The 22,454-nt window shown below is 53.9% G+C and carries 27 protein-coding genes and 2 pseudogenes; all 29 read left to right on the top strand.

The annotated features are described in order from the left end of the window. The first annotated feature begins 14 nt into the window (after positions 1-14). Positions 15-596, top strand: a complete 582-nt coding sequence (locus ABIB60_RS03630) for a hypothetical protein (protein ID WP_354577808.1) — start codon at positions 15-17, stop codon at positions 594-596. A 262-nt stretch (positions 597-858) separates the two neighbouring features. After that, positions 859-5,211, top strand: a complete 4,353-nt coding sequence (gene rpoC / locus ABIB60_RS03625) for a DNA-directed RNA polymerase subunit beta' (protein WP_354577806.1) — start codon at positions 859-861, stop codon at positions 5,209-5,211. 709 nt (positions 5,212-5,920) lie between these two features. Further along, positions 5,921-6,262 carry a DUF3467 domain-containing protein gene (locus tag ABIB60_RS03620; RefSeq protein ID WP_354577804.1) on the top strand — a complete coding sequence of 114 codons (342 nt, stop codon included), beginning with the start codon at positions 5,921-5,923 and terminating at the stop codon, positions 6,260-6,262. 290 nt (positions 6,263-6,552) lie between these two features. Continuing rightward, positions 6,553-6,981 (top strand): 30S ribosomal protein S12, encoded by a 429-nt coding sequence (rpsL, locus tag ABIB60_RS03615; protein WP_045688446.1) that lies wholly within the window; start codon positions 6,553-6,555, stop codon positions 6,979-6,981. Positions 6,982-7,067: 86 nt separating this feature from the next. After that, positions 7,068-7,535, top strand: coding sequence for a 30S ribosomal protein S7 (gene rpsG / locus ABIB60_RS03610; protein WP_110976705.1), 468 nt, complete (start codon positions 7,068-7,070; stop codon positions 7,533-7,535). Between the two features lie 105 nt (positions 7,536-7,640). Further along, on the top strand, positions 7,641-9,785 hold the full coding sequence (gene fusA, locus ABIB60_RS03605) for an elongation factor G (RefSeq protein ID WP_354577803.1): 2,145 nt from the start codon (positions 7,641-7,643) through the stop codon (positions 9,783-9,785). A gap of 20 nt (positions 9,786-9,805) precedes the next feature. After that, positions 9,806-10,111: a 30S ribosomal protein S10 gene (rpsJ, locus tag ABIB60_RS03600; protein ID WP_022822123.1), complete on the top strand. Its 306-nt coding sequence runs from the start codon at positions 9,806-9,808 to the stop codon at positions 10,109-10,111. 114 nt (positions 10,112-10,225) lie between these two features. Continuing rightward, complete coding sequence (locus ABIB60_RS03595) at positions 10,226-11,566, top strand: O-antigen ligase family protein (RefSeq protein WP_354577801.1); 1,341 nt, start codon at positions 10,226-10,228, stop codon at positions 11,564-11,566. Between the two features lie 249 nt (positions 11,567-11,815). Then, positions 11,816-12,436 carry a 50S ribosomal protein L3 gene (rplC, locus tag ABIB60_RS03590; protein ID WP_315996884.1) on the top strand — a complete coding sequence of 207 codons (621 nt, stop codon included), beginning with the start codon at positions 11,816-11,818 and terminating at the stop codon, positions 12,434-12,436. A gap of 9 nt (positions 12,437-12,445) precedes the next feature. Further along, positions 12,446-13,084 (top strand): 50S ribosomal protein L4, encoded by a 639-nt coding sequence (rplD, locus tag ABIB60_RS03585; RefSeq protein WP_044003254.1) that lies wholly within the window; start codon positions 12,446-12,448, stop codon positions 13,082-13,084. Further along, on the top strand, positions 13,084-13,371 hold the full coding sequence (gene rplW / locus ABIB60_RS03580; RefSeq protein WP_125417664.1) for a 50S ribosomal protein L23: 288 nt from the start codon (positions 13,084-13,086) through the stop codon (positions 13,369-13,371). Before rplD ends, rplW begins: the two co-directional genes overlap by 1 nt. 40 nt (positions 13,372-13,411) lie before the next feature. Continuing rightward, positions 13,412-14,239: a 50S ribosomal protein L2 gene (gene rplB, locus ABIB60_RS03575; RefSeq protein WP_354577799.1), complete on the top strand. Its 828-nt coding sequence runs from the start codon at positions 13,412-13,414 to the stop codon at positions 14,237-14,239. A gap of 3 nt (positions 14,240-14,242) precedes the next feature. Continuing rightward, positions 14,243-14,521 carry a 30S ribosomal protein S19 gene (gene rpsS / locus ABIB60_RS03570; RefSeq protein ID WP_044003251.1) on the top strand — a complete coding sequence of 93 codons (279 nt, stop codon included), beginning with the start codon at positions 14,243-14,245 and terminating at the stop codon, positions 14,519-14,521. 2 nt (positions 14,522-14,523) lie between these two features. After that, positions 14,524-14,859 (top strand): annotated as a pseudogene (gene rplV, locus ABIB60_RS03565) (50S ribosomal protein L22); the annotation flags it as partial. 155 nt (positions 14,860-15,014) lie between these two features. Further along, entirely contained in the window at positions 15,015-15,887 is an 873-nt protein-coding gene (rpsC, locus tag ABIB60_RS03560) for a 30S ribosomal protein S3 (protein WP_354577796.1), read from the top strand. 38 nt (positions 15,888-15,925) lie between these two features. Continuing rightward, positions 15,926-16,351 carry a 50S ribosomal protein L16 gene (gene rplP, locus ABIB60_RS03555; protein ID WP_125417668.1) on the top strand — a complete coding sequence of 142 codons (426 nt, stop codon included), beginning with the start codon at positions 15,926-15,928 and terminating at the stop codon, positions 16,349-16,351. A gap of 3 nt (positions 16,352-16,354) precedes the next feature. Further along, positions 16,355-16,567, top strand: a complete 213-nt coding sequence (gene rpmC, locus ABIB60_RS03550; RefSeq protein ID WP_125417669.1) for a 50S ribosomal protein L29 — start codon at positions 16,355-16,357, stop codon at positions 16,565-16,567. A gap of 2 nt (positions 16,568-16,569) precedes the next feature. Further along, a complete protein-coding gene (rpsQ, locus tag ABIB60_RS03545; protein WP_125417670.1) occupies positions 16,570-16,860 on the top strand; it encodes a 30S ribosomal protein S17 in 291 nt (96 codons plus the stop codon). A 1-nt stretch (position 16,861) separates the two neighbouring features. Further along, the gene (gene rplN, locus ABIB60_RS03540) at positions 16,862-17,230 is read left to right on the top strand and encodes a 50S ribosomal protein L14 (RefSeq protein ID WP_110976717.1); all 369 of its coding nucleotides are present in this window, start codon (positions 16,862-16,864) and stop codon (positions 17,228-17,230) included. Positions 17,231-17,233: 3 nt separating this feature from the next. Beyond that, positions 17,234-17,482 (top strand): annotated as a pseudogene (gene rplX, locus ABIB60_RS03535) (50S ribosomal protein L24); the annotation flags it as partial. A gap of 29 nt (positions 17,483-17,511) precedes the next feature. Further along, positions 17,512-18,072 carry a 50S ribosomal protein L5 gene (gene rplE / locus ABIB60_RS03530; RefSeq protein ID WP_354577793.1) on the top strand — a complete coding sequence of 187 codons (561 nt, stop codon included), beginning with the start codon at positions 17,512-17,514 and terminating at the stop codon, positions 18,070-18,072. Further along, positions 18,065-18,334 (top strand): 30S ribosomal protein S14, encoded by a 270-nt coding sequence (gene rpsN / locus ABIB60_RS03525; RefSeq protein ID WP_044003242.1) that lies wholly within the window; start codon positions 18,065-18,067, stop codon positions 18,332-18,334. Before rplE ends, rpsN begins: the two co-directional genes overlap by 8 nt. A gap of 199 nt (positions 18,335-18,533) precedes the next feature. Next, complete coding sequence (gene rpsH, locus ABIB60_RS03520; RefSeq protein ID WP_044003241.1) at positions 18,534-18,932, top strand: 30S ribosomal protein S8; 399 nt, start codon at positions 18,534-18,536, stop codon at positions 18,930-18,932. 20 nt (positions 18,933-18,952) lie between these two features. Beyond that, entirely contained in the window at positions 18,953-19,507 is a 555-nt protein-coding gene (gene rplF, locus ABIB60_RS03515; protein WP_354577791.1) for a 50S ribosomal protein L6, read from the top strand. Positions 19,508-19,516: 9 nt separating this feature from the next. Further along, the gene (gene rplR, locus ABIB60_RS03510; protein ID WP_044003239.1) at positions 19,517-19,867 is read left to right on the top strand and encodes a 50S ribosomal protein L18; all 351 of its coding nucleotides are present in this window, start codon (positions 19,517-19,519) and stop codon (positions 19,865-19,867) included. Between the two features lie 6 nt (positions 19,868-19,873). Next, positions 19,874-20,482: a 30S ribosomal protein S5 gene (gene rpsE / locus ABIB60_RS03505; protein WP_315996878.1), complete on the top strand. Its 609-nt coding sequence runs from the start codon at positions 19,874-19,876 to the stop codon at positions 20,480-20,482. Positions 20,483-20,488: 6 nt separating this feature from the next. After that, a complete protein-coding gene (rpmD, locus tag ABIB60_RS03500) occupies positions 20,489-20,668 on the top strand; it encodes a 50S ribosomal protein L30 (RefSeq protein ID WP_044003237.1) in 180 nt (59 codons plus the stop codon). A 13-nt stretch (positions 20,669-20,681) separates the two neighbouring features. After that, positions 20,682-21,125: a 50S ribosomal protein L15 gene (gene rplO / locus ABIB60_RS03495; RefSeq protein WP_354577788.1), complete on the top strand. Its 444-nt coding sequence runs from the start codon at positions 20,682-20,684 to the stop codon at positions 21,123-21,125. A 12-nt stretch (positions 21,126-21,137) separates the two neighbouring features. Further along, positions 21,138-22,454: a preprotein translocase subunit SecY gene (gene secY, locus ABIB60_RS03490; protein ID WP_315996876.1), complete on the top strand. Its 1,317-nt coding sequence runs from the start codon at positions 21,138-21,140 to the stop codon at positions 22,452-22,454.

Raw genomic sequence — 22,454 nt, 5'->3', positions numbered from 1 at the left:
CAAGAAGTAACCAGATGAAGCCGCAGAAATTTTATTTCGACGATGAAGAGGAAGGATTGGCAATGCAAACCAGTCACCCGGATTTCACCGCTGTGGTAAAAGAAGAATTCTACTTCGACTGCGTAGACGATTTTTCTCCTTTCGGTAATGACGATGGCGCTGATGCTCTGCTGTCATTAACCGAGTGGTACCAAGAAACCAGAGGGAGAAATAAGATTGTCAACTGGCTATTTCGGACCATTGATGAGTACGGGTTTGCCTATCAAAGTAAATGGGCTTCAAGCCTAACAGGGGCTGAGGAACTTCAGAAGCTTGAAGAGGAAGACCCAAGTTTCATTGGGTGCATGGACCGGACAATCATCGGTGTAGGATTTGGCCAATGCAAAATCACGGGAAGCATTAATGCAGAGTTGAAGCAGCTTGTAAAAACTGCAATTGCACGGCAGAAAATGATTCACGAACAAGAAATAGCAAAAAGCAAGCAAGCACAAAATGAGGCCGGAGTAAATCTTGAACATGAAGAAAAGCTGCGCAAGGAATACTTGCACCGGCTTGCTATCATGGAAAGAGACTTATCCGCATTCAAAGAAGCATAGTCAAAACGCAGTAATCATAGCTCAATAGACGCCTCATATCTGATGTTCCGAGACATGGTCAGAACGTCGTTAAAGAGAAAGGAAGAGTCTTGAGAGCTTGATTCAAATACCAGACCTGGCGGAAAACTACTGCGCGGCGTACCTGTCCGACCCGCAGAGCACTTTTCGCAGAGTCGAACTGTTACGTTCTTTCTGACCTCTCTTAAGAGGGGCAGAGCCAACGGACAGAAAACAAGCCACCAGCTAACAACAGCTACCCTACATGGCGTTTGCAAAAAACAAGAAACTGGTACAGGACTTCTCGAAAGTTACCATTTCGCTGGCCTCGCCCGAATCCATTCTGGAGCGGTCGAACGGTGAAGTTGTAAAGCCCGAGACGATTAACTACCGGACGTATAAGCCCGAGATGGGCGGCCTGTTTTGCGAGCGGATTTTCGGTCCCGTGAAGGACTGGGAATGCCACTGCGGCAAATACAAGCGGATTCGCTACAAAGGCATCATCTGCGACCGGTGCGGCGTGGAGGTGACCGAGAAGAAAGTACGTCGGGAGCGGATGGGCCACATCGAACTGGTGGTGCCCGTAGCACACATCTGGTACTTCAAGTCCCTGCCCAACAAAATCGGCTACCTGCTGGGCCTGCCCACCAAGAAGCTCGACCAAATCATCTATTACGAGCGGTATGTAGTAGTACAGCCGGGCGTACTGGGTGAAGAAGGCGTGCAGCAGCTTGACTTCCTCACCGAAGACGAATACCTCGATATCATCGACAAACTCCCCCGGGAGAACCAGATGCTGCCGAACGAGGACCCCAACAAGTTCATTGCCCGCATGGGTGCTGATGCCCTGCAGCTCCTGCTGGAGCGCATCAACTTGGATGAGTTGTCGTACTCGCTGCGTGACTCTGCTGCCCACGAAACTTCGCAGCAGCGTAAGGCTGAGGCCTTGAAGCGTCTGCGTGTAGTAGAAGCTTTCCGTGACGCCGCTACCCGCGTGGAGAACAAGCCCGAGTGGATGGTAATCCGCATGGTGCCGGTGATTCCGCCGGAACTGCGTCCCCTCGTGCCGCTGGATGGTGGCCGTTTCGCTACCTCCGACCTGAATGACCTGTACCGTCGCGTAATCATCCGCAACAACCGCCTTAAGCGCCTGATCGAAATCAAAGCGCCTGAAGTGATTCTGCGGAACGAGAAGCGCATGCTGCAGGAAGCTGTGGACTCGCTGTTCGACAACTCGCGTAAGGTGAATGCCGTGCGCGCCGAAGGCAACCGCGCCCTGAAGTCGCTGTCCGATATGCTGAAAGGCAAGCAGGGCCGCTTCCGTCAAAACCTGCTCGGTAAGCGTGTGGACTACTCCGGTCGTTCGGTTATCGTGGTAGGCCCCGAGCTGAAACTGCACGAGTGCGGTCTGCCCAAGAACATGGCCGCCGAGCTGTTCAAGCCGTTCATCATCCGCAAGCTCATCGAGCGTGGCATCGTGAAGACGGTGAAGTCGGCCAAGAAAATCGTGGACCGCAAGGACGCTGTGGTATGGGATATCCTGGAGAATGTGCTGAAAGGCCACCCAGTGCTCCTGAACCGGGCTCCTACGCTGCACCGTCTGGGTATCCAGGCGTTCCAGCCGCGCCTTATCGAGGGCAAGGCTATTCAGCTGCACCCGCTGGTGTGTACCGCCTTCAACGCTGACTTTGACGGTGACCAGATGGCTGTGCACGTGCCCCTCGGGCCGGCTGCTATTCTGGAAGCCTCCATGCTCATGCTGGCCTCGCACAACATCCTGAACCCGGCCAACGGCGCGCCCATTGCGGTACCGTCGCAGGACATGGTTCTGGGTCTGTACTACGTGACCAAAGGCAAGCGCAGCACCGACGACGAGCAGATCCAGGGCGAAGGCCGCATGTTCTACTCGGATGAGGAAGTAGTAATTGCTCTGAACGAAGGTCAGCTGTCGAAGCACGCATACATCAAGGTGCGCACGCAGGTTCGTGATGAGGACGATAACCTCGTAACGAAGATCATTGAGACGGTAGCCGGCCGCGTACTGTTCAACCAGCTGGTGCCGGTTGAAGTAGGCTTCGTGGATGAGCTGCTGACCAAGAAAAAGCTGCAGCAAATCATTTCGATGGTGTTCAAGCGGACCGGTATGGCCCGCACCGCACAGTTCCTCGACGACATCAAGACGCTGGGTTTCCAGTCGGCTTACAAAGGTGGTCTGTCGATGGGTCTGGGCGACATCAACATCCCCGCCGAGAAAGATATCCTCGTAGCGCAGGCGCAAGCCGACGTGAAAGCCGTAACCCAGAACTACCAGATGGGTCTGATTACGGACAACGAGCGGTACAACCAGGTTATCGACATCTGGACCCGCATCAACAACCAAATCACTGAAACCCTCATGGGTCGCCTCGAAAAGGAGAACCAGGGCTTCAACTCGATTTACATGATGATGCACTCCGGGGCCCGTGGTTCGCGCGAGCAGATTCGTCAGCTCGGTGGTATGCGGGGTCTGATGGCTAAGCCGCAGAAGTCGTTGCAGGGTTCGGTAGGCGAGATTATCGAAAACCCGATTCTGTCGAACTTCAAAGAAGGCCTCGACGTAATCGAGTACTTCATCTCGACCCACGGTGCTCGTAAAGGTCTGGCTGACACGGCTCTGAAGACGGCTGACGCCGGCTACCTGACCCGTCGTCTGGTAGACGTGTCACAGGACGTAATCGTGAACGAAGTAGACTGCGGTACCCTCCGTGGCATCGAAACCTTCGCCCTGAAGGACAACGAGGACGTAGTAGAGCCCCTGGCCGAGCGTATCCTGGGCCGCGTAGCCGTACACGACATCGTGGACCCGCTGACGGACGAAGTAATTCTGCCCGCCGGTGAGGAAATCACTGAGGAGGTAACCCGTCGTATCGATGCCACCAGCATCGAGTCGGTGGAAATCCGTTCGGTACTGACCTGCGAAAGCAAGCGTGGTATCTGCGGTAAGTGCTACGGCCGTAACCTGTCGTCGGGCCGCATGGTACAGAAAGGTGAGGCTGTAGGCGTAATTGCTGCTCAGTCGATCGGTGAACCCGGCACCCAGCTGACCCTGCGTACCTTCCACGTAGGTGGTACGGCTTCTAACATTGCCGTTGAAGCCAGCCTGAAAGCTAAATTCGCCGGTGTGGTGGAGTTCGAAGACATCCGTACTGTGGAAACCGCCAACGCCGATGGCGAGCCGGTGAAAGTAGTGATGGGTCGTTCGGGCGAAATCCGCATCGTGGAGAAAGGCACCGGCAAGGTGTTTATCTCGAACCACGTGCCCTACGGCTCGTTCCTGCTCGTTGAAGAAGGTCAGGAGGTAGAGAAAGGCCAGGAGCTGAACAACTGGGACCCCTACAACGCCGTTATTCTGGCCGAGTTTGATGGTACCGTTCAGTACGACGCCATCACCGAAGGCATCACCTACCGCGAGGAATCGGACGAACAGACCGGTCACCGCGAGAAAGTGATTATCGAATCGAAGGCCAAGGACCAGAACCCCGCCATCATCGTGCGCCCCGGCAAAAAGGGCGACATGGAAGGTTCGAAAGGCTACTCCATCCCGGTGGGCTCGCACTTGAACGTGGAGAACGGCGAGAAAATCAAGGCTGGTCAGATTCTGGCCAAGATTCCGCGTGCCGTGGGCAAAACCCGCGACATTACCGGTGGTCTGCCCCGCGTTACGGAACTCTTCGAAGCCCGTAACCCCTCGAACCCGGCCGTTGTGGCCGAAATCGACGGCGTAGTAACCTACGGTACGGTGAAGCGTGGTAACCGTGAAATCTTCGTGGAGTCGAAAGACGGCGTGAAGAAAAAATACATGGTGCCGCTGTCCAAGCACATCCTCGTGCAGGACAACGACTTCATCCGCGCTGGTTCGCCGCTGTCTGATGGTGCCATCACCCCGTCCGATATCCTGAACATTCAGGGCCCGGGTGCGGTGCAGGAGTACCTCGTGAACGAGATTCAGGAAGTATACCGCTTGCAGGGTGTGAAAATCAACGATAAGCACATCGAGGTGGTGGTTCGCCAGATGATGCAGAAAGTGGTTATCCTTGACGCCGGCGACACGACCTTCCTGGAGCATCAGGTAATCGACAAGATTATCTTCATGGAGGAAAACGATACCATCATCGATATGAAGGTGGTAACGAATGCCGGCGACTCATCGAACCTGAAGCCTGGCCAGATTGTAACGGCTCGTCGCCTGCGCGACGAGAATAGCAGCCTGCGCCGCCGCGACCTGCAACTGGTAGAAGTACGCGACGCTCAGCCGGCCGTATCTCGCCCCACGCTGCAGGGTATCACCCAGGCTTCGCTGGGCACCCAGTCGTTCATCTCGGCCGCATCCTTCCAGGAGACCACCAAGGTGCTGTCGGAAGCTGCCATCCGTGGCAAGGCCGACGAACTGCTGGGCCTGAAGGAGAACGTAATCGTCGGTCACCTCATCCCAGCCGGTACCGGTCTGCGCGAGTATACGCGTCAGATCGTGGGCTCTAAGGAAGAGTTGGAAGCCGCCCAGGCCGCCAAGACCGACGAAACGCCTGCTCCCGCCAAGCGTGGCGCCCGCGCCTCGCGTCGCGAGTCGGTTTCGGAGTAATCTGAATCGGAGTAAATAAGGAAAGCCGGCTGGGGAAACCCGGCCGGCTTTTTCTTTTACCTTTCGGATATAAAGACACATTAATTCATAATTTATGAGAGGTCCATTCTTTCTATTGGATTTATCTTTATTTGAGTCTATTGTAAAAGTTGCGTTTGCTATTCCGTGTGTTGCCGCTCTAGTATTGATCCTAAACAAGAACCCTGTTCTACGTACTATTGGGTTGGTGCTTGCTGGAATTTTAGCTCTCATTTCGGCACCATTGTGGGATGATAATGGCTGGGGTTCAATGCTTATACTTACTTCACCGCTACTGTTTGGTGTATATAAAGTAGCTTCTCGGTTCATTAGGTGGACTAAGTACAAGTAATCATGAAGGCTTGTATGGCGAATAGAATTATGTGGGAATGAAAAAGCTACAGAGTTCTATCTATTATCGAATAGGAGTAGTAACCTTGGAAATAATCACGCTGATTGCGTGCTTGATTCCAGCTATATGGGCATTGTTAGTCTTGTATGGATTGCAATTAGTAACACAGCAAAAATCGATTTATCCACCTCTAGATTGGTTAGCTGAACTGTCGATAATATTGCCTTTTCTACACTTGAGTATAGTTGTAAATCCACTTTTGACCCCTTTTGCTATGTGGATCAGTATTCTAGCTTTCAGCCGAGTTTTGAAAAACAGCTCATTCAATCATAAACAAACATGAATCAACCCGAACCCGAGAACACACCACAACCCCAGGACCCCAATGCCATCAGCATTGAGTTGTCGGAGGAAATTGCCGAAGGTGAGTACGCCAATCTTGCGATGATTGCCCACAGCAACAGCGAGTTTGTCATCGACTTCATCCGCCTGATGCCCGGTTTGCCCAAAGCCAAAGTGAAGTCCCGCATCATCCTCACGCCGGAGCACGCCAAACGGCTGGTAGCGGCCCTGAACGAGAACATCGAACGGTTCGAACAGGCCAACGGCATCATTAAAGAGCAGCCCAACGACGGCCCGCTGTACCCCATGGGTTTCGGTGGCAAGATGGGAGAGGCTTAGAAACTCGGAATAATACAGCACTTGGAGCGGCTTTTATCGGAAAGATAGAAGCCGCTTCTGCGTTGAGTGCAAAAAGAGTGAAGCGGGCGTATAGGCTGGGGCCTGCGTGCCTTGGTGCCTAGTATAAGTGGATGAATTAATGGCTCAAGTCAACAGTAGGAGGGTAAGTAGGGAGGAGTGAAGCACTCTAAAATTAACTAATTCAACCTGTTTGCTATTTGCCGGCAACTTGTCTACCTTTGCAAGCCTAATTTTTGGGAGAGAACCCTCCTTGACAAAACCTACCGTAGATGCCTACCATCAACCAGTTAGTACGAAAAGGCCGCGAGAAGCTGACGACCAAGTCGAAGTCGCCGGCTCTGGATTCGTGCCCGCAGCGCCGTGGCGTTTGCACCCGTGTGTACACCACCACGCCTAAGAAGCCGAACTCGGCTATGCGTAAAGTGGCCCGTGTGCGCCTCACCAACGGCAAAGAAGTTAACGCCTACATCCCTGGTGAAGGCCACAACCTGCAGGAGCACAGCATCGTGCTGATCCGTGGTGGCCGTGTGAAAGACCTTCCCGGCGTACGTTACCACATCATCCGTGGCGCTCTTGACACCGCCGGCGTAAACGGCCGTCTGCAGCGTCGCTCGAAATACGGCGCTAAGCGTCCGAAGCCCGGCCAAGCTGCAGCAGCTGGCAAAGGCGGCAAACCAGCTCCCGGCAAGAAAAAATAAGTGAAACCGAGGGCGGCAGCGCCCGGCGCCGGCTAGCAAATGGTTCTTAGCCCGTTGCCTGCTGTCCGTCGCTCATTTCTACACCCATGAGAAAGTCAAAACCAAAAAAGCGTATCCTCCTGCCCGACCCTAAGTTCAAGGAGACGCTGGTAACCCGTTTCGTCAACTACATGATGTACGACGGGAAGAAAAACCTGGCCTACACCATTTTCTACGATGCCTGCGAACTGGTTGAGCAGCGCACCAAGGAGAGCGGCCTGGAAATGTGGCGTAAGGCCCTGAACAACGTAATGCCGACCGTGGAGGTGAAAAGCCGCCGCGTAGGTGGTGCTACCTTCCAAGTGCCCACCGAGGTTCGTCCGGACCGTCGTATTGCTGTTGGCTCGAAGTGGCTGATTCAATATGCTCGTCGTCGTGGTGAGAAAACCATGAAGGACAAGCTGGCGGGCGAAATCATTGCCGCCGCCAAAGGTGAAGGTGCTGCCGTGAAGAAAAAGGACGACACGCACCGGATGGCAGAAGCCAACAAGGCATTCTCGCACTTCCGCTTCTAATCAGACCAGCAGGATTACTAGAAGTTTTGCGCGGCTGGAATGCGAAATACGTTTTTCGCGTTCTGCCAGCTCAACTACTAACCTTCCTACGTCACAACAAAAGCAATGGCTGTTAATAAAGATCTGCAATACCTCCGGAACATCGGGATTATGGCGCACATCGACGCCGGTAAGACCACCACGTCGGAGCGCATTCTCTACTACACCGGTAAGACCCACAAAATCGGGGAAGTGCACGAAGGTGCCGCCACGATGGACTGGATGGAGCAGGAGCAGGAGCGTGGTATCACCATCACCTCGGCTGCTACTACTACGTTCTGGAACTACCCGACCGACGCCCAAGGCGACCCGACTCCGGATACCAAGCAATACAAAATCAACCTCATTGATACTCCCGGCCACGTTGACTTCACGGTAGAAGTTGAACGCTCGCTGCGCGTACTCGATGGTGCTGTAGCCCTGTTCTGCGCCGTATCCGGCGTGGAGCCGCAGTCGGAAACCGTATGGCGTCAGGCTGACAAATACAAAGTGCCCCGCATCTGCTTCGTCAACAAGATGGACCGTGCGGGTGCTGACTTCTTCAAAGCCGTTAACGAGATTAAGGACAAGCTGGGTGCTAACCCCGTGCCCCTGCAAATCCCGATTGGCGCTGAAGACACCTTCAAAGGCGTAGTTGACCTGCTGACTGGCAAAGCCATCGTATGGGACGACGCTACCCAAGGCAAATCCTACCACGAAATCCCCGTTCCCGAGGATCTGGTGGAAACGGTTGCTGAGTGGCGCGAGAAACTCATCGAAAGCGTAGCCGAGTACGACGACACGCTGATGGAGAAGTTTTTCGAGGATCCGGAAAGCATTACCCGCGAAGAAATGATGGTGGTAATCCGCAAAGCGGTTATCGACATGAAGTTCTCGCCCGTAATGTGCGGCTCGGCCTTCAAAAACAAAGGTGTACAGTCGATGCTGGACGGCGTAATGGCCTACCTGCCTTCGCCGCTGGATATGCCCGCCATCATCGGTACCAACCCCGATACCGGCGAGGAAATCGAGCGTCACCCCGACAATGCCGAGCCTTTCACCGCGCTGGCGTTCAAAATTGCTACTGACCCCTTCGTTGGTCGTCTGTGCTTCTTCCGCTGCTACAGCGGCGTGCTAGATGCTGGCTCGTACGTGCATAACAACCGCACGAACAAGAAAGAGCGTATCTCGCGCCTGATGCAGATGCACTCCAACAAGCAGAACCCCATCGACAAAATCCAGGCTGGTGACATTGCTGCCGGTGTGGGTTTCAAAGACATCAAAACCGGTGATACGCTGACCGACGAGAAGTCGCGCGTAGTACTGGAGTCGATGAGCTTCCCTGAGCCCGTAATCGGCTACGCCATTGAGCCCAAAACTCAGGCCGACGTTGATAAAATGGGTATGGCTATTGCCAAACTGGTAGAAGAAGACCCCACGCTGGTGGTGCAGACCGACCCCGAGACGGGCCAGACTGTACTGAAAGGCATGGGTGAGCTTCACCTTGAAATCATCATTGACCGGATGCGTCGGGAGTTCAAGGTTGAAATCAACCAGGGCGCTCCCCAGGTAGCGTACAAAGAGGTTCTCACCAAAACGGTTGAACACCGTGAGACCTACAAGAAGCAGACGGGTGGTCGTGGTAAATTCGGTGACATCGTATTCGAACTCGGTCCGAAACTGACCGATCCGGAGAAACCCGGTCTGGAGTTCGTAAACGACATCACGGGTGGTGTTATTCCCCGCGAATTCATTGCTCCAGTTCAGAAAGGTTTCGAAGAAGCCATGAAGAACGGTCCGTTGGCGGGCTTCCCCATCGAAGGCATGCGTGTGCGTCTGTACTTCGGTTCGTACCACGACGTTGACTCGGACGCCCTGTCGTTCGAACTCGCCGCCCGTGGTGGTTTCCGCGAAGCTGGCAAGCAAGCCGGTCCGAAACTGCTCGAGCCTATCATGGCTGTAGAAGTAGTTTCGCCGGATGAATACACCGGCTCGGTAACGGGTGACCTGAACCGTCGTCGGGGTATCATGAAGGGCATGGACACGAAAGGTGGTGCCAACGTTATTAAGGCTGACGTTCCGCTGTCGGAGCTGTTCGGCTACGTAACGTCGCTGCGTACCATCTCCTCGGGCCGTGCTTCGGCCTCGCTGACGTTCTCGCACTACGACCAGGTGCCGAACAACCTTGCTGAAGGCATCATTGCCAAGCAAAAGGGTAACGCCATTCGCTAATACCGCTTTCATTCAAAGACATGAACCAGAAAATTCGCATCAAACTCAAATCCTACGACCACAACTTGGTGGACAAATCGTCGGAGAAGATTGTGAAGGCGGTAAAGGCCACGGGCGCCATCGTAAGCGGCCCCATTCCATTGCCGACCGACAAGGAAAAATTCACCGTTCTTCGTTCGCCCCACGTGAACAAGAAGTCGCGTGAGCAATTCCAGCTCTGCACCTACAAGCGCCTCGTGGACATCTACTCGACTTCGTCGAAGACGGTAGACGCCCTGATGAAGCTGGAACTGCCCAGCGGCGTTGACGTTGAAATCAAAGTCTGAGGACCGGTTTCTTTAGGTAAATAAGAGTAACGCCCCACTGGCTCTTCGGAGTTGGTGGGGCGTTTTCTGTTTTTATTGATGCAACTTGTGCTTTAAGTAAAGGCTCGTTGTACCGTGGAGCTGCGCGGCAACGTTCATCGTGCGCCTTACACTATTGGCTCCTTAGCTCTGTTCATGCCCTCTTCCGTAGGAACCATTTTGACCACAACCCGGCTGTTGGTCACAGCTACATTTTTTTGCGCCTGCATACTTGTTGGGCTGTTTGCGAGTAGCTTTTTTCGGGTGTTACCCAGTATTGGAATGGTGGGGCTGCTGCTTACCGGTATTACCTGCTTTTTCCTGCATGGCCAACATTACAAGCGGGCTTCTTTAAGTCATTACTTGCCGTTTCTGCTCATTTTTTTGGTACACGCAAGTGCTGGGTTGCTGACCTCCGCGGCTAGAATGGGGGAATACACGCGTGATGTAGTGCTGCAACTGCCGTTTGTAGTTTTGCCCTTAGGCTTCTGGTTGCTGCCACCTCTGCCCACCCGTAATCTGCGCGCGTTGTGGCTGCTCTTGATTACCACTACTATAGTGGCTGCTTTGCTGAGTACGGGAAACTACCTGCTGCATTTCGACCAGATCAACGAAATGTACCTGCACTCCAAAGTGATGCCCACGGAGCCGGATCATATCCGTTTCAGCTTGCTGGTTACCTTATCTGTGACAGCCGGGGTCTGCTTGCTGGCACACCGCAGTGTGGTTGGCCGAAGTGCAGCCATGCTGTGGGTTGGAATACTCTACTTAGCGTTTTATCAGCATCTGCTAGCTGTGCGGAGTGGCTTGGTGACACTCTATGTAGTAGGAATAGTGGGCCTACTCTGGCTGGTTTTCCGGACGCGGCAGTATCAACAGGCATTGGTGCTGGCAGCGGCGCTGGTTCTGGTGCCGGCAGTGAGTTATTCTGTGTTCCCAACACTGCAGAACAAGTCAGCCAATACCCGCGAGGATGTAGGCCGAGTCGATAATACCTCGTCCGCCAACAACTACTCCTTGGTAGGGCGAGTCTACTCGTATAAGGTAGCTCTGGAAGTGGTGAAAGATAACCCCTGGGTTGGCGTGGGGCGGGCCGATATTGAGCCGGAAATGGCTGTGCGGTATCAGCGTGATTATCCTAATATCCGTCCGGAGGCTTATATCCAACCGCATAACCAATTCCTGTTTTCGGCGGTAGCCTTCGGGTTAATCGGTTTGGTGCTGTTCATCATTGGGTTCTATTATACTGGTATTAGTATATGGCCCACGTATGCGCCGCTGCTTCTGGCTCAGTACCTCATTGTCACTCTTTCATTTTTGGTAGAGTACACCCTGGAAACCCAGATAGGACTTGGCTATGCCCTGTTCTTTATACTACTGGCTCTGGAAGGACAAAAGGTAGCGTCTGAGCCGGAAGGGGAGTGGCGCCCCGTGTGAGCAACTGCTTTCAGAACAATAAATCAGAAGCCAGCTACCGTGTCCGGTAGCTGGCTTACTTGTCTAACTACCACGTATAGCGCTTGAGCTACTGCCCAAATCGGACTTATGAATGGCTAACTACTTAACTCTTAAAATATTTCAGAAGGCAGTTAGATTATGACCCAACAATTTCCTAGCTTTGCACTCCATTTCCGAAAACGCCACTTGGGCGTTTTCAAGTGTGTCTTTTTCTAAAACCCCAATCGAATGCCTGGCATCATCGGTAAAAAAATCGGTATGACAAGCCTCTTCACTCCGGACGGGAAGAACATTCCCTGCACGCTCATCGAAGCGGGTCCGTGCGTAGTGACGCAGGTTAAGACCATCGAAACGGACGGCTACACGGCCATCCAGCTCGGTTACGGCGAGAAGAAGGCGAAGAACACCACCAAAGCACTGGCTGGTCACTTCGCTAAAGCCGGAACCACCCCCAAGAAAAAACTCGTTGAGTTCCGCACCGACGAGGCTGGCAACTTTGCTGCTGGCTCTACCATCGACGCTACTCTGTTTGAAGAGGGTGAATTCGTTGACGTAGTAGGTACCTCGAAAGGTAAAGGTTTCCAAGGCGTTGTGAAGCGTTACAACTTCGCTGGTGTTGGTGGCCAAACGCACGGTCAGCACAACCGCGGCCGTCACCCCGGTTCTATCGGTGCTTGCTCCTGGCCTTCGCGCGTATTCAAAGGAATGCGCATGGGTGGCCGTATGGGCAATGACCGTGTGAAAGTGCAGAACCTGAAGGTGATGCGCATTGTAGCCGACAAAAACCTCATCGTGGTGAGTGGCTCGATTCCCGGTGCCAAGAACTCTTTCGTGGTCCTGGAAAAATAAGCTAGCAACATGGAACTGTCAGTAATCAACATCAAAGGCGAAGACACCGGCCGCAAGGTTACCCTGTCCGACGCCATCTTCGGCCTGGAGCCGAACGAGCACGTGATGTACCTCGACGTGAAGCAGTACTTGGCCAACCAGCGCCAAGGTACGCACAAGTCGAAGCAGCGCAACGAAGTACACGGCACCACCAAGAAGCTGAAGAAGCAAAAAGGTACTGGTGGAGCTCGTGCCGGCTCTATGAAGTCGGGTGTATTCGTAGGTGGTGGCCGTATTTTCGGTCCTCAGCCCCGCGACTACGGCTTCAAGCTGAACAAGAAAACCAAACGTCTGGCTCGTCTGTCGGCTCTGTCGGCACTGGCCAAAGACGGTAAGGTATCGGTAGTGGAAAACATTTCCCTCTCGACTCCCAAAACCAAAGAGTTTGCCGCCATCCTGGCTGGTCTGAAGCTGAACAACGGCCGCAAGACCCTGCTGGTAACTGGTTCGGTTGACAAGAACGTCGTTCTGTCGGCCCGCAACATTCAGCGCGTGAGCGTGGCTACCCCCGTAGCCCTGAACACCCACGATCTGCTGAACACCGACACCTTGCTGCTGTCGGAAGATGGGTTGAGCGCACTGGAACAACTCTATACCACTGCTGAGTAATGAGCATCCTGAAGAAACCCATCGTAACTGAAAAGGCTACGGGTCTGAACGAGAAAAGCCAGTACGCTTTCGAAGTGGCCATCGACGCCAACAAGGTTCAGATCAAGAAAGAGATTGAGCAACTGTACGGGGTAACGGTAACGGGCATCAGCACCATCCGCACCATCGGCAAAGTGAAATCGAAGTTCACGAAAGGCGGCGCCGTTTCCGGCCGTCGTCCGCATGGCAAAAAAGCCATCGTGACCGTGAAAGAAGGCGACGTAATCGACTTCTATAGCACGCTGTAAGCCTGCCTTCCCGCCAAGAATTTTTTCCTAAGCAAGAGTAATGGCACTCAAAAAACTAAGACCAACATCACCGGGTCAGCGCTTCCGCATCGCCCCGGCCTTCGACGAGATTACCGCGTCGACGCCGGAGAAGTCGCTGTTGGCACCCCTCAAAAACTCCGGTGGCCGTAACAATTCGGGCAAAATGTCTAACCGCTACATCGGCGGTGGTCATAAAGCCAAGTACCGTATCATCGACTTCAAACGTGACAAAGCCGGCGTTCCGGCCACGGTGAAGACGATTGAGTACGACCCTAACCGCACCGCTCGTATTGCTTTGCTGCAGTACGCTGACGGTGAAAAGCGCTACATCATTGCTCCCGCCGGTGTTACCGTAGGTGCCAATGTTGTATCGGGTTCGGGCGTTGCTCCGGAAGTTGGTAATGCCCTGCCCCTGCGCGAGATACCGCTGGGTACCATTGTACACAATATCGAGCTGATGCCCGGTAATGGTGCTGCAATGGCCCGCTCGGCCGGTACCTATGCTCAGTTGGTAGCTCGCGAAGACAAGTACGCCACCCTGAAATTGCCCTCCGGCGAAATGCGTATGGTACTCGTTACCTGCATGGCCACGGTTGGTACCGTTTCCAATGGCGACCATATGAACGTGCGTCTCGGCAAAGCCGGTCGTAACCGCTGGTTGGGCCGTCGCCCCCGTGTTCGTGGTGTAGCTATGAACCCCGTGGATCACCCCATGGGTGGTGGTGAAGGTAAGTCGTCGGGTGGTCACCCACGCAGCCGTAACGGTATCTTCTCGAAAGGTCAGAAGACCCGGAACAAGAATAAGTATTCCGAGCAGCTCATCGTTAACCGCAAAGGCAAGAAGTAAGCAATGGCACGTTCACTAAAAAAAGGGCCGTACATTGACTTCCGGCTCGAGAAGAAAGTAACGGCAATGGATGAGTCCGGCAAAAAGTCGGTGGTGAAGACCTGGTCGCGCCGCTCGATGATTTCGCCCGATTTCGTTGGCCACACCTTCGCCGTTCATAACGGCAATAAGTTCATCCCGGTGTATGTAACGGAGAACATGGTAGGACACAAACTCGGTGAGTTTGCCCCGACCCGTAACTTCCGCGGCCATATCGCCAAGAAAGATAAAGGCAAGCGCTAATCATGGAAGCAGTAGCTAAACTCCGGAACGTGCCTACCTCACCGCGCAAAATGCGCTTGGTAGCCAACCTAGTACGCGGTCAGAAAGTGACCCGTGCTCTGGGCCTGCTGAAATTTGAGACCAACTCGGGTGCTCCTAAAATCGAGAAACTGCTCCTGTCGGCTCTGGCCAACTGGCAGCAGAAGAACGAGGATGAGCGCATCGAAGATGCTAACCTCTACATCAAAGAGATTTTCGTGGATGAAGGCCGTCAGCTGAAGCGTCTGCGCCCCGCCCCCCAGGGTCGTGGCCACCGCATCCGCAAGCGCAGCAACCACGTTACGCTGATCATTGATTCCAAAGTAGAACCGCTGGGCAGCAAAGCTGCTGCTACGCAGGCTGCTGAAACTAAATCAGCTGAAACGGGTGTTGACGTAGCTCCGAAAAAATCGGCTCGTCGCAGCTCGGCTAAAAAATCCACTGAAACCACGGCAGAAGCCACCGCATAAGCACTATGGGACAGAAAGTAAATCCGGTTGGCTTCCGTCTGGGCGTCATCAAAGGATGGGACTCGAACTGGTACGGTGGCAAGGACTTTGCCGACAAACTGGTGGAGGACGAGAAAATCCGCAAGTACATCATGGCTCGTATCCCGAAGGGTGGCATTAGCCGCATCGTGATTGAGCGTACTCTGAAGCGTGTTACCATCACTATCAACACGGCTCGTCCGGGTGTAGTTATCGGTAAAGGCGGTGCAGAGGTTGATAAGATCAAAGACGAGCTGAAGCAGATTACTGGTAAGGACGTTCAGATCAACATCTTCGAAATTAAGCGTCCGGAACTCGACGCCAAGCTGGTAGGTGAGAGCATTGCTCAGCAGCTGCAAGCCCGTATCTCGTTCCGTCGTGCCATGAAAATGGCTATCCAGGCTGCCCTGCGTGTTGGTGCCGAAGGCATCAAAATCCAGTGCGGTGGCCGCTTGGGCGGTGCTGAAATTGCTCGTTCCGAGCAGTACAAAGAAGGCCGCACTCCCTTGCATACCCTGCGCGCTGACATCGACTACGCTCTGTCGGAGGCTCAGACGGTATATGGCAAAATCGGCATCAAGGTGTGGGTGATGCGCGGCGAAGTGTTCGGCAAGCCCGACCTCTCCCCGAATCAGCAGCCCGCCGGTGGTCAGGGTGGCGACAGCCGCAACGACCGTGGCCCACGCGGCGACCGGAATGACCGTGGTGGTGACCGTGGCCCGCGCCGCGACCGGAACGACCGTGGTGGCGAAGGCCGCGGCGGTGATAACCGTGGTGGTCAAGCTGGCGGTCAGCGTCGGGGTCCAGGCCAAGGTGGCCAGAACCGCGGCGGCCAAGGCGGTGGCGCTCCTCGTCGCTAGCCTGTTTCTTTCTCTCGGATTTTAATTCAAGATAACTCATGTTACAACCGAAAAGGACCAAGTATCGCAAGATGCAAAAGGGTCGCGTGCACGGTTTAGCGCATCGCGGCAGCTCCATTGACTTCGGTTCGTTCGCTATCAAGTCGCTGGAACAGGCTTGGATTACGGCTCGCCAGATTGAGGCGGCTCGTATTGCCATGACCCGCGCCATGAAACGCGAAGGTCAAGTATGGATTCGCATCTTTCCAGATAAGCCAATCACTAAGAAACCAGCCGAAGTGCGGATGGGTAAGGGTAAGGGTTCCCCGGAGTATTGGGTAGCCTGCGTGAAGCCCGGTACCATCATGTTCGAATCGGATGGCGTATCTCTGGAAGTAGCGCAGGAGTCGCTGCGTCTGGCTGCGCAGAAACTGCCAGTTCGGACCTCTTTTGTTGTTCGTCGCGACTACGTAGAAAGCAAGTAAAAGATGAAGAACGCAGAAATTCGCGCCCTCTCCCTGGAGGACCTCAAAAACCAGATTAAGTCGGAGCAAACTAACGGCCAGACCATGCGCTTCGCGCACGCCATCTCGCCCTTGGAAAACCCTCTCCGTCTGAAGCAAGCCCGCAAAAATGTCGCCCGTCTGCTGACCGAGTTGAAGCGTCGCGAGAACGAGCAGGCTACTAACACTGCTAACTAACGATGGCAAGCAACGAAGAACAGCAAGGCACTACCGCCGTTGAGCGGAACCTGCGCAAAGAAATCATCGGGCGCGTTACCTCCTCCAAAATGGACAAGTCCATTACGGTGATGGTAGAAAGCAAAATGAAACACCCGATCTACGGCAAGTTCGTTACCAAGTCGACCAAATTTATGGCCCACGACGAGAACAACGAATGTGGCGAAGGAGATACGGTTCGCATCATGTCGACCCGTCCTCTGAGCAAGAACAAGCGGTGGAGACTGGTAGAAATTGTAGAACGCGCCAAGTAAGATGATACAGCAAGAATCCCGTCTGACCGTCGCTGATAATAGCGGCGCCAAAGAAGTTCTCTGCATCCGTGTCCTCGGTGGCACGGGCAAGAAATACGCCAGCGTAGGCGACAAGATTGTAGTAGCCATCAAATCGGCTATTCCTTCCGGCAACGCTAAAAAAGGCGCAGTTTCCAAAGCAGTAGTAGTTCGCACGAAGAAGGAAGTACGCCGCAAAGACGGTTCGTACATCCGTTTCGACGACAATGCTGCTGTACTGCTCAACAATAACGACGAGCCCCGCGGTACCCGCATCTTCGGCCCAGTGGCCCGCGAATTGCGTGAAAAGCAGTTCATGAAGATTGTTTCGCTGGCTCCTGAAGTTCTCTAAGCAATGGCAACGAAACCCAAAGCAACGCCCGCGAAACTGCACGTGAAGACTGGTGACACCGTACTGGTGATTTCCGGCGACGAAAAAGGCAAAACCGGCACCATCAAGTCGGTGAACCGTTCGACGCAGCGTGTTATCGTGGAAGGCCTGAACCTGGCAACTAAGCACAACAAACCCAGTGCGAAGAATCCCCAGGGCGGCATCACCAAGATCGAGGCACCGATTCACGTGAGCAACGTGAAGCGCGTAGACTCGGCCAACGCCTAACCCGCTCTACGACCATGGCTCGACTGAAAGAGAAGTATCAAAAAGAAGTAGTACCGGCGCTCCAGGAGAAATTCCAGTTTAAGAGCATCATGCAGGTACCCCGCATCACCAAAATTTGCATTAACCGCGGTATTGGTGCTGCTGTAGCCGACAAGAAACTGGTAGACAACGGTGTTGATGAGCTGACCATCATCACCGGTCAGAAAGCAGTTGCTACCATCGCCAAGCGTTCGGTTTCGAACTTCAAGTTGCGCGAAGGTATGCCCATCGGTGCCCGCGTTACCCTGCGCGGTGAGCAGATGTACGAATTCCTGGACCGTCTGCTGACCGTGGCTCTGCCCCGTGTTCGTGACTTCAAAGGCATCAACGACAAAGGCTTTGATGGCCGCGGTAACTATACCCTGGGTATCAAGGAGCAAATCATCTTCCCCGAAATTTCGATTGACAAAATCAAATCGATTTCCGGTATGGATATTACCTTCGTAACGACGGCTGAGAACGACGAACAGAGCTACGAGCTGCTGCGCGCTTTCGGAATGCCTTTCGCTAACGCCAAGAAACAGAACAATGGCTAAGGAATCAATGAAAGCACGGGAGCGGAAGCGTATTGCTACCGTTGCCCGTTACGCTGAGAAGCGCAAGGCTCTGAAGGAGGCTGGCGACTTCGAAGGCCTGGACAAACTGCCGCGTAACGCGTCGCCCGTGCGTCTGCACAACCGCGACAAAATTGACGGCCGTCCCCGCGGTTATATGCGCAAATTCGGCATCAGCCGCGTACGTTTCCGCGAAATGGCTCTCGCCGGCAAAATTCCCGGCGTAACCAAGTCCAGCTGGTAATTCCACTGTTCTTCCTGCCAACACAGAGCTTTCTGTAAGGCATTGTTACTTGGCAGGTTGCCAAAAGAAACCATCAGCCGAGCCCTCAAAAGCCGAGTTGAGTAGTCTTAATCGAAAATTTCGTCGCCTCTTTCCGTGGCGGCGAAATTTTCATATCTTTGCGGCTCCCTAAAAATGGGCGCTTCATTTTCATAACCGAATGAACACAGATCCAATTGCCGACTACCTGACCCGGGTGCGCAATGCCATCAAGGCAAACCACCGGGTGGTGGAAATTCCGGCCAGCAACATCAAAAAGGAAATCACGAAGGTGCTCTACAAAAAGGGCTACATTCAGAGCTACCGTTTCGATGACGCCGCTGTACAGGGCACGATTAAAATCGCGCTGAAATACAACCCGGCCACCAAGAAGCCCGCCATCACGAAGCTGGAGCGCATCAGCTCGCCTGGTCTGCGCACTTACGCTCACGTGGAGAACCTGCCCCGCGTACTGAGCGGCCTAGGCATTGCGATTCTGTCAACGTCGAAAGGCGTGATGACGGAGAAAGAGGCGAAAGCCGAGAACGTGGGCGGCGAAGTGCTGTGCTACGTCTACTAATCTGAAAGGAAAACGAGACTATGTCACGCATTGGTAAACTGCCCATCAGCCTGCCCAGCAACGTGCAGGTTGAAGTGAGCAACGAAAACACGGTTATCGTGAAGGGCCCGAAAGGCACCTTGACGGTTCCGGTTGACCGCGATATTACCGTAGCTACCGAAGATGGTCAGCTGGTAGTGACTCGCCCCACCGAACAGAAGCGCCACAAGGCTATGCACGGTTTGTACCGTGCCCTGCTCAATAACGCCATCAACGGCGTGAGCAACGGCCAGGAGGTAAAGCTGGAGCTGGTTGGTGTAGGTTACAAAGCTTCGATGTCCGGCACCACGCTGGAACTGTCGCTGGGTTACTCGCATAACATCTTCCTGTCGTTGCCTAAGGAGGTGACGGCTACGGCTGTAACGGAAAAGGGTAAGAACCCCATCGTTACCCTCAGCAGCATTGATAAGCAATTGCTGGGTCAGGTAGCTGCCAAAATTCGCTCGTTGCGCAAAGTTGAGCCCTACAAAGGCAAAGGCGTGCGCTTCGTGGGTGAGCAGATTCGTCGTAAGGCTGGTAAAACGGCTTCGAAATAACATCACACCATGGCTTTCGATAAAGCAACTAGAAGAAAACGGATCCAGCGCATCATCCGCACTAAGGTGGCTGGCACGTCCGAGCGTCCACGTTTGTCGGTGTTCCGCAGCAATACGGGCATTTATGCTCAGATTATTGACGACACCACCGGCCACACGCTGGCGTCTGCTTCCTCGAAGCACGTATCGGTGGAAGGGGGCAACGGAGTCGCCCTCGCTGCCGCAGTCGGCAAAGAACTTGCTGCCCGTGCTACAGGAAAAGGAATTTCGAAAGTGGTATTTGACCGTTCCGGTTACCTCTACCACGGCCGCGTAAAATCATTGGCAGAAGGAGCCCGCGAAGGCGGCCTCAATTTCTAAATCATCATGGCAGAATTTAACAACGGCCCACGTGGTGGCAGCGGCGACAACCGTGGCGGTGGCAATGACCGTCGTGGTGGTGGCAATGACCGTCGCGGTGGCAATGACCGCAAAGAAGAGTCGCGCACTGGTGACTCTGACCTGAAAGAGAAAGTAGTTGCCATCAACCGCGTAGCCAAAGTAGTAAAAGGCGGTCGTCGCTTCAGCTTCTCGGCCATCGTAGTAGTTGGTGACGGCAACGGCACCGTAGGCTACGGCCTCGGCAAAGCCAACGAAGTAACCGACGCCATTGCCAAAGGCATTGACGACGCGAAGAAAAATCTGGTGAAGGTGCCGCTGTACAAGCACACGGTTCCCCACATCATGGAAGGCAAGTACTCGGGTGGTTTCGTGCTGGTTCAACCGGCTGCCGCTGGTACGGGTGTAATTGCAGGCGGTGCTATGCGTGCCGTGTTCGAAAGCGCTGGTATCAAAGATGTACTGGCTAAGTCGAAAGGTTCGTCGAACCCCCACAACGTGGTAAAGGCTACCTTCGATGCCCTGCTGAAAATGCGTGACCCCATGCAAATTGCACAGGCTCGCGGCATTACTCTCTCCCAAGTTTTTAACGGCTAAGAGCAGATGGCGCAGATCCAAATCAAACTCGTAAAAAGCGTTATTGACCGCCCCGAGCGTCAGAAGCGCACCGTGCAGGCCCTAGGCCTCGGCAAAATGGGCAGCACCAAGAGCGTAGAGAATACGCCCCAGGTTGCTGGCATGATTAACGCCGTAAAGCACCTGTTGGAAGTAACCGAACTCTAGGAATCTCCCGAAAATGAATCTCAGCAATCTCCAGCCCGCCATTGGTGCTACGCGCAACGAAAAGCGTATCGGCCGTGGTACGGGTTCCGGCCGCGGCGGCACGTCGACGCGTGGTCACAAAGGTGCCAAGTCCCGTTCGGGTTACTCCAAAAAGTCGGGCTTCGAAGGTGGCCAGATGCCTCTGCAGCGTCGGGTACCTAAGTTTGGCTTCAAGAATATCAACCGTGTAGAGTACAAAGCCATCAACCTTGATGTGCTGGCTACTCTGACCGAAAATGGCACCACCACGCTGGACGCTACTTTCTTTGTAACGGCTGGTCTGGCTTCGAAGAACGCCAAAATCAAGGTGCTTGGCCGTGGCGAAGTAACCAAAGCTCTGGAAGTACACGCTCACGCTTTCTCGAAATCGGCCGTTGAGGCCATCGAAAAAGCAGGTGGCAAAGCAGTTACGCTGTAAGCTTACTTGGCAATGAACAAGTTCATCACCACGATTAAGAACATCTTTGCGATTGAAGATCTGCGTATGCGGATCTTCAATACGCTTTTTTTCATTGCCATTTACCGGCTGGGTTCTTACGTGGTGCTCCCCGGCGTTGATCCGACGCAGCTTAAGCAAGGCGGCGCTACTGGCGTATTGGGTATACTCGATACACTACTTGGCGGTGCTTTCAGCCAAGCGTCAATTTTCGCCTTGGGCATTATGCCCTATATCTCGGCGTCCATTGTTTTGCAGTTGCTGACAATTGCCGTACCCTATTTCCAGAAACTTCAGAAGGAGGGTGAATCGGGGCGTAAGAAAATTAACCAGTACACGCGCATCCTCACAATTCCGATTGTGGCGCTGCAGTCGGTTGGCTTCATTGCTACCATCAACGCAGAAGCCATTATCAATCCGGGTGTGTTCTTCACCGTTTCCACGGCCATGATTGTAACGGCGGGTACGCTGTTCTGCATGTGGCTGGGGGAGAAAATCACGGACAAGGGTATTGGCAACGGTATTTCCATGATCATTATGATCGGAATTGTATCGCGCCTGCCTGGTGCCCTGATTGGGGAAGCTACTGCTCGTACTATGCGGGGCTCTCTAATCTTCCTGATTGAGCTGGTAGTACTATTCCTCGTGGTTATGGCGGTTATCATCCTCACGCAGGCTGTTCGTCAGATTCCAGTACAGTACGCCAAGCAAATAGGAGGCGCTGCTAGCCTCAGCTCCCAACGCCAGTATATCCCTATGAAGGTGAATGCTGCCGGTGTTATGCCCATCATCTTCGCTCAGTCGTTGATGTTCGTGCCCGCCATTGCAGCCTCCGCCTGGAATAAGGACAGTGAAACTGCTGGTTTGATCGGTACCTGGTTTCAACCAAATCACTGGGTGTACAATGTAGTCTTCGGGCTGTTGATCATCATCTTTACTTACTTCTACACGGCTATCAGTGTTAACCCCAACCAGATTGCGGATGACCTGAAACGCAGTGGTGGTTTCATCCCGGGTGTAAAACCTGGCCGTGATACCTCGGAGTACATTGATGAGGTACTGACCCGGATTACACTGCCTGGCGCTGTGGCCCTGGCCGTCATTGCTATTCTGCCCTCACTGGCTACAGTAGCCGGTATTACCCGCCCCTTCGCTCAGTTCTACGGTGGTACTTCTCTCATCATCATGGTGGGTGTAGTGCTGGACACCATGAACCAGGTGAAAAGCTATCTGCTCATGCGTCATTACGATGGTATGATGAAGACCGGCAAAGTGCGGGGACGTTCCCAAAATATTGCCCTCGCTTCGTAA

The organism is Hymenobacter sp. UYP22 (assembly GCF_040547285.1).
GTDB lineage: Bacteria > Bacteroidota > Bacteroidia > Cytophagales > Hymenobacteraceae > Hymenobacter.
This window is presented reverse-complemented; position numbering and strand designations above follow the sequence as displayed.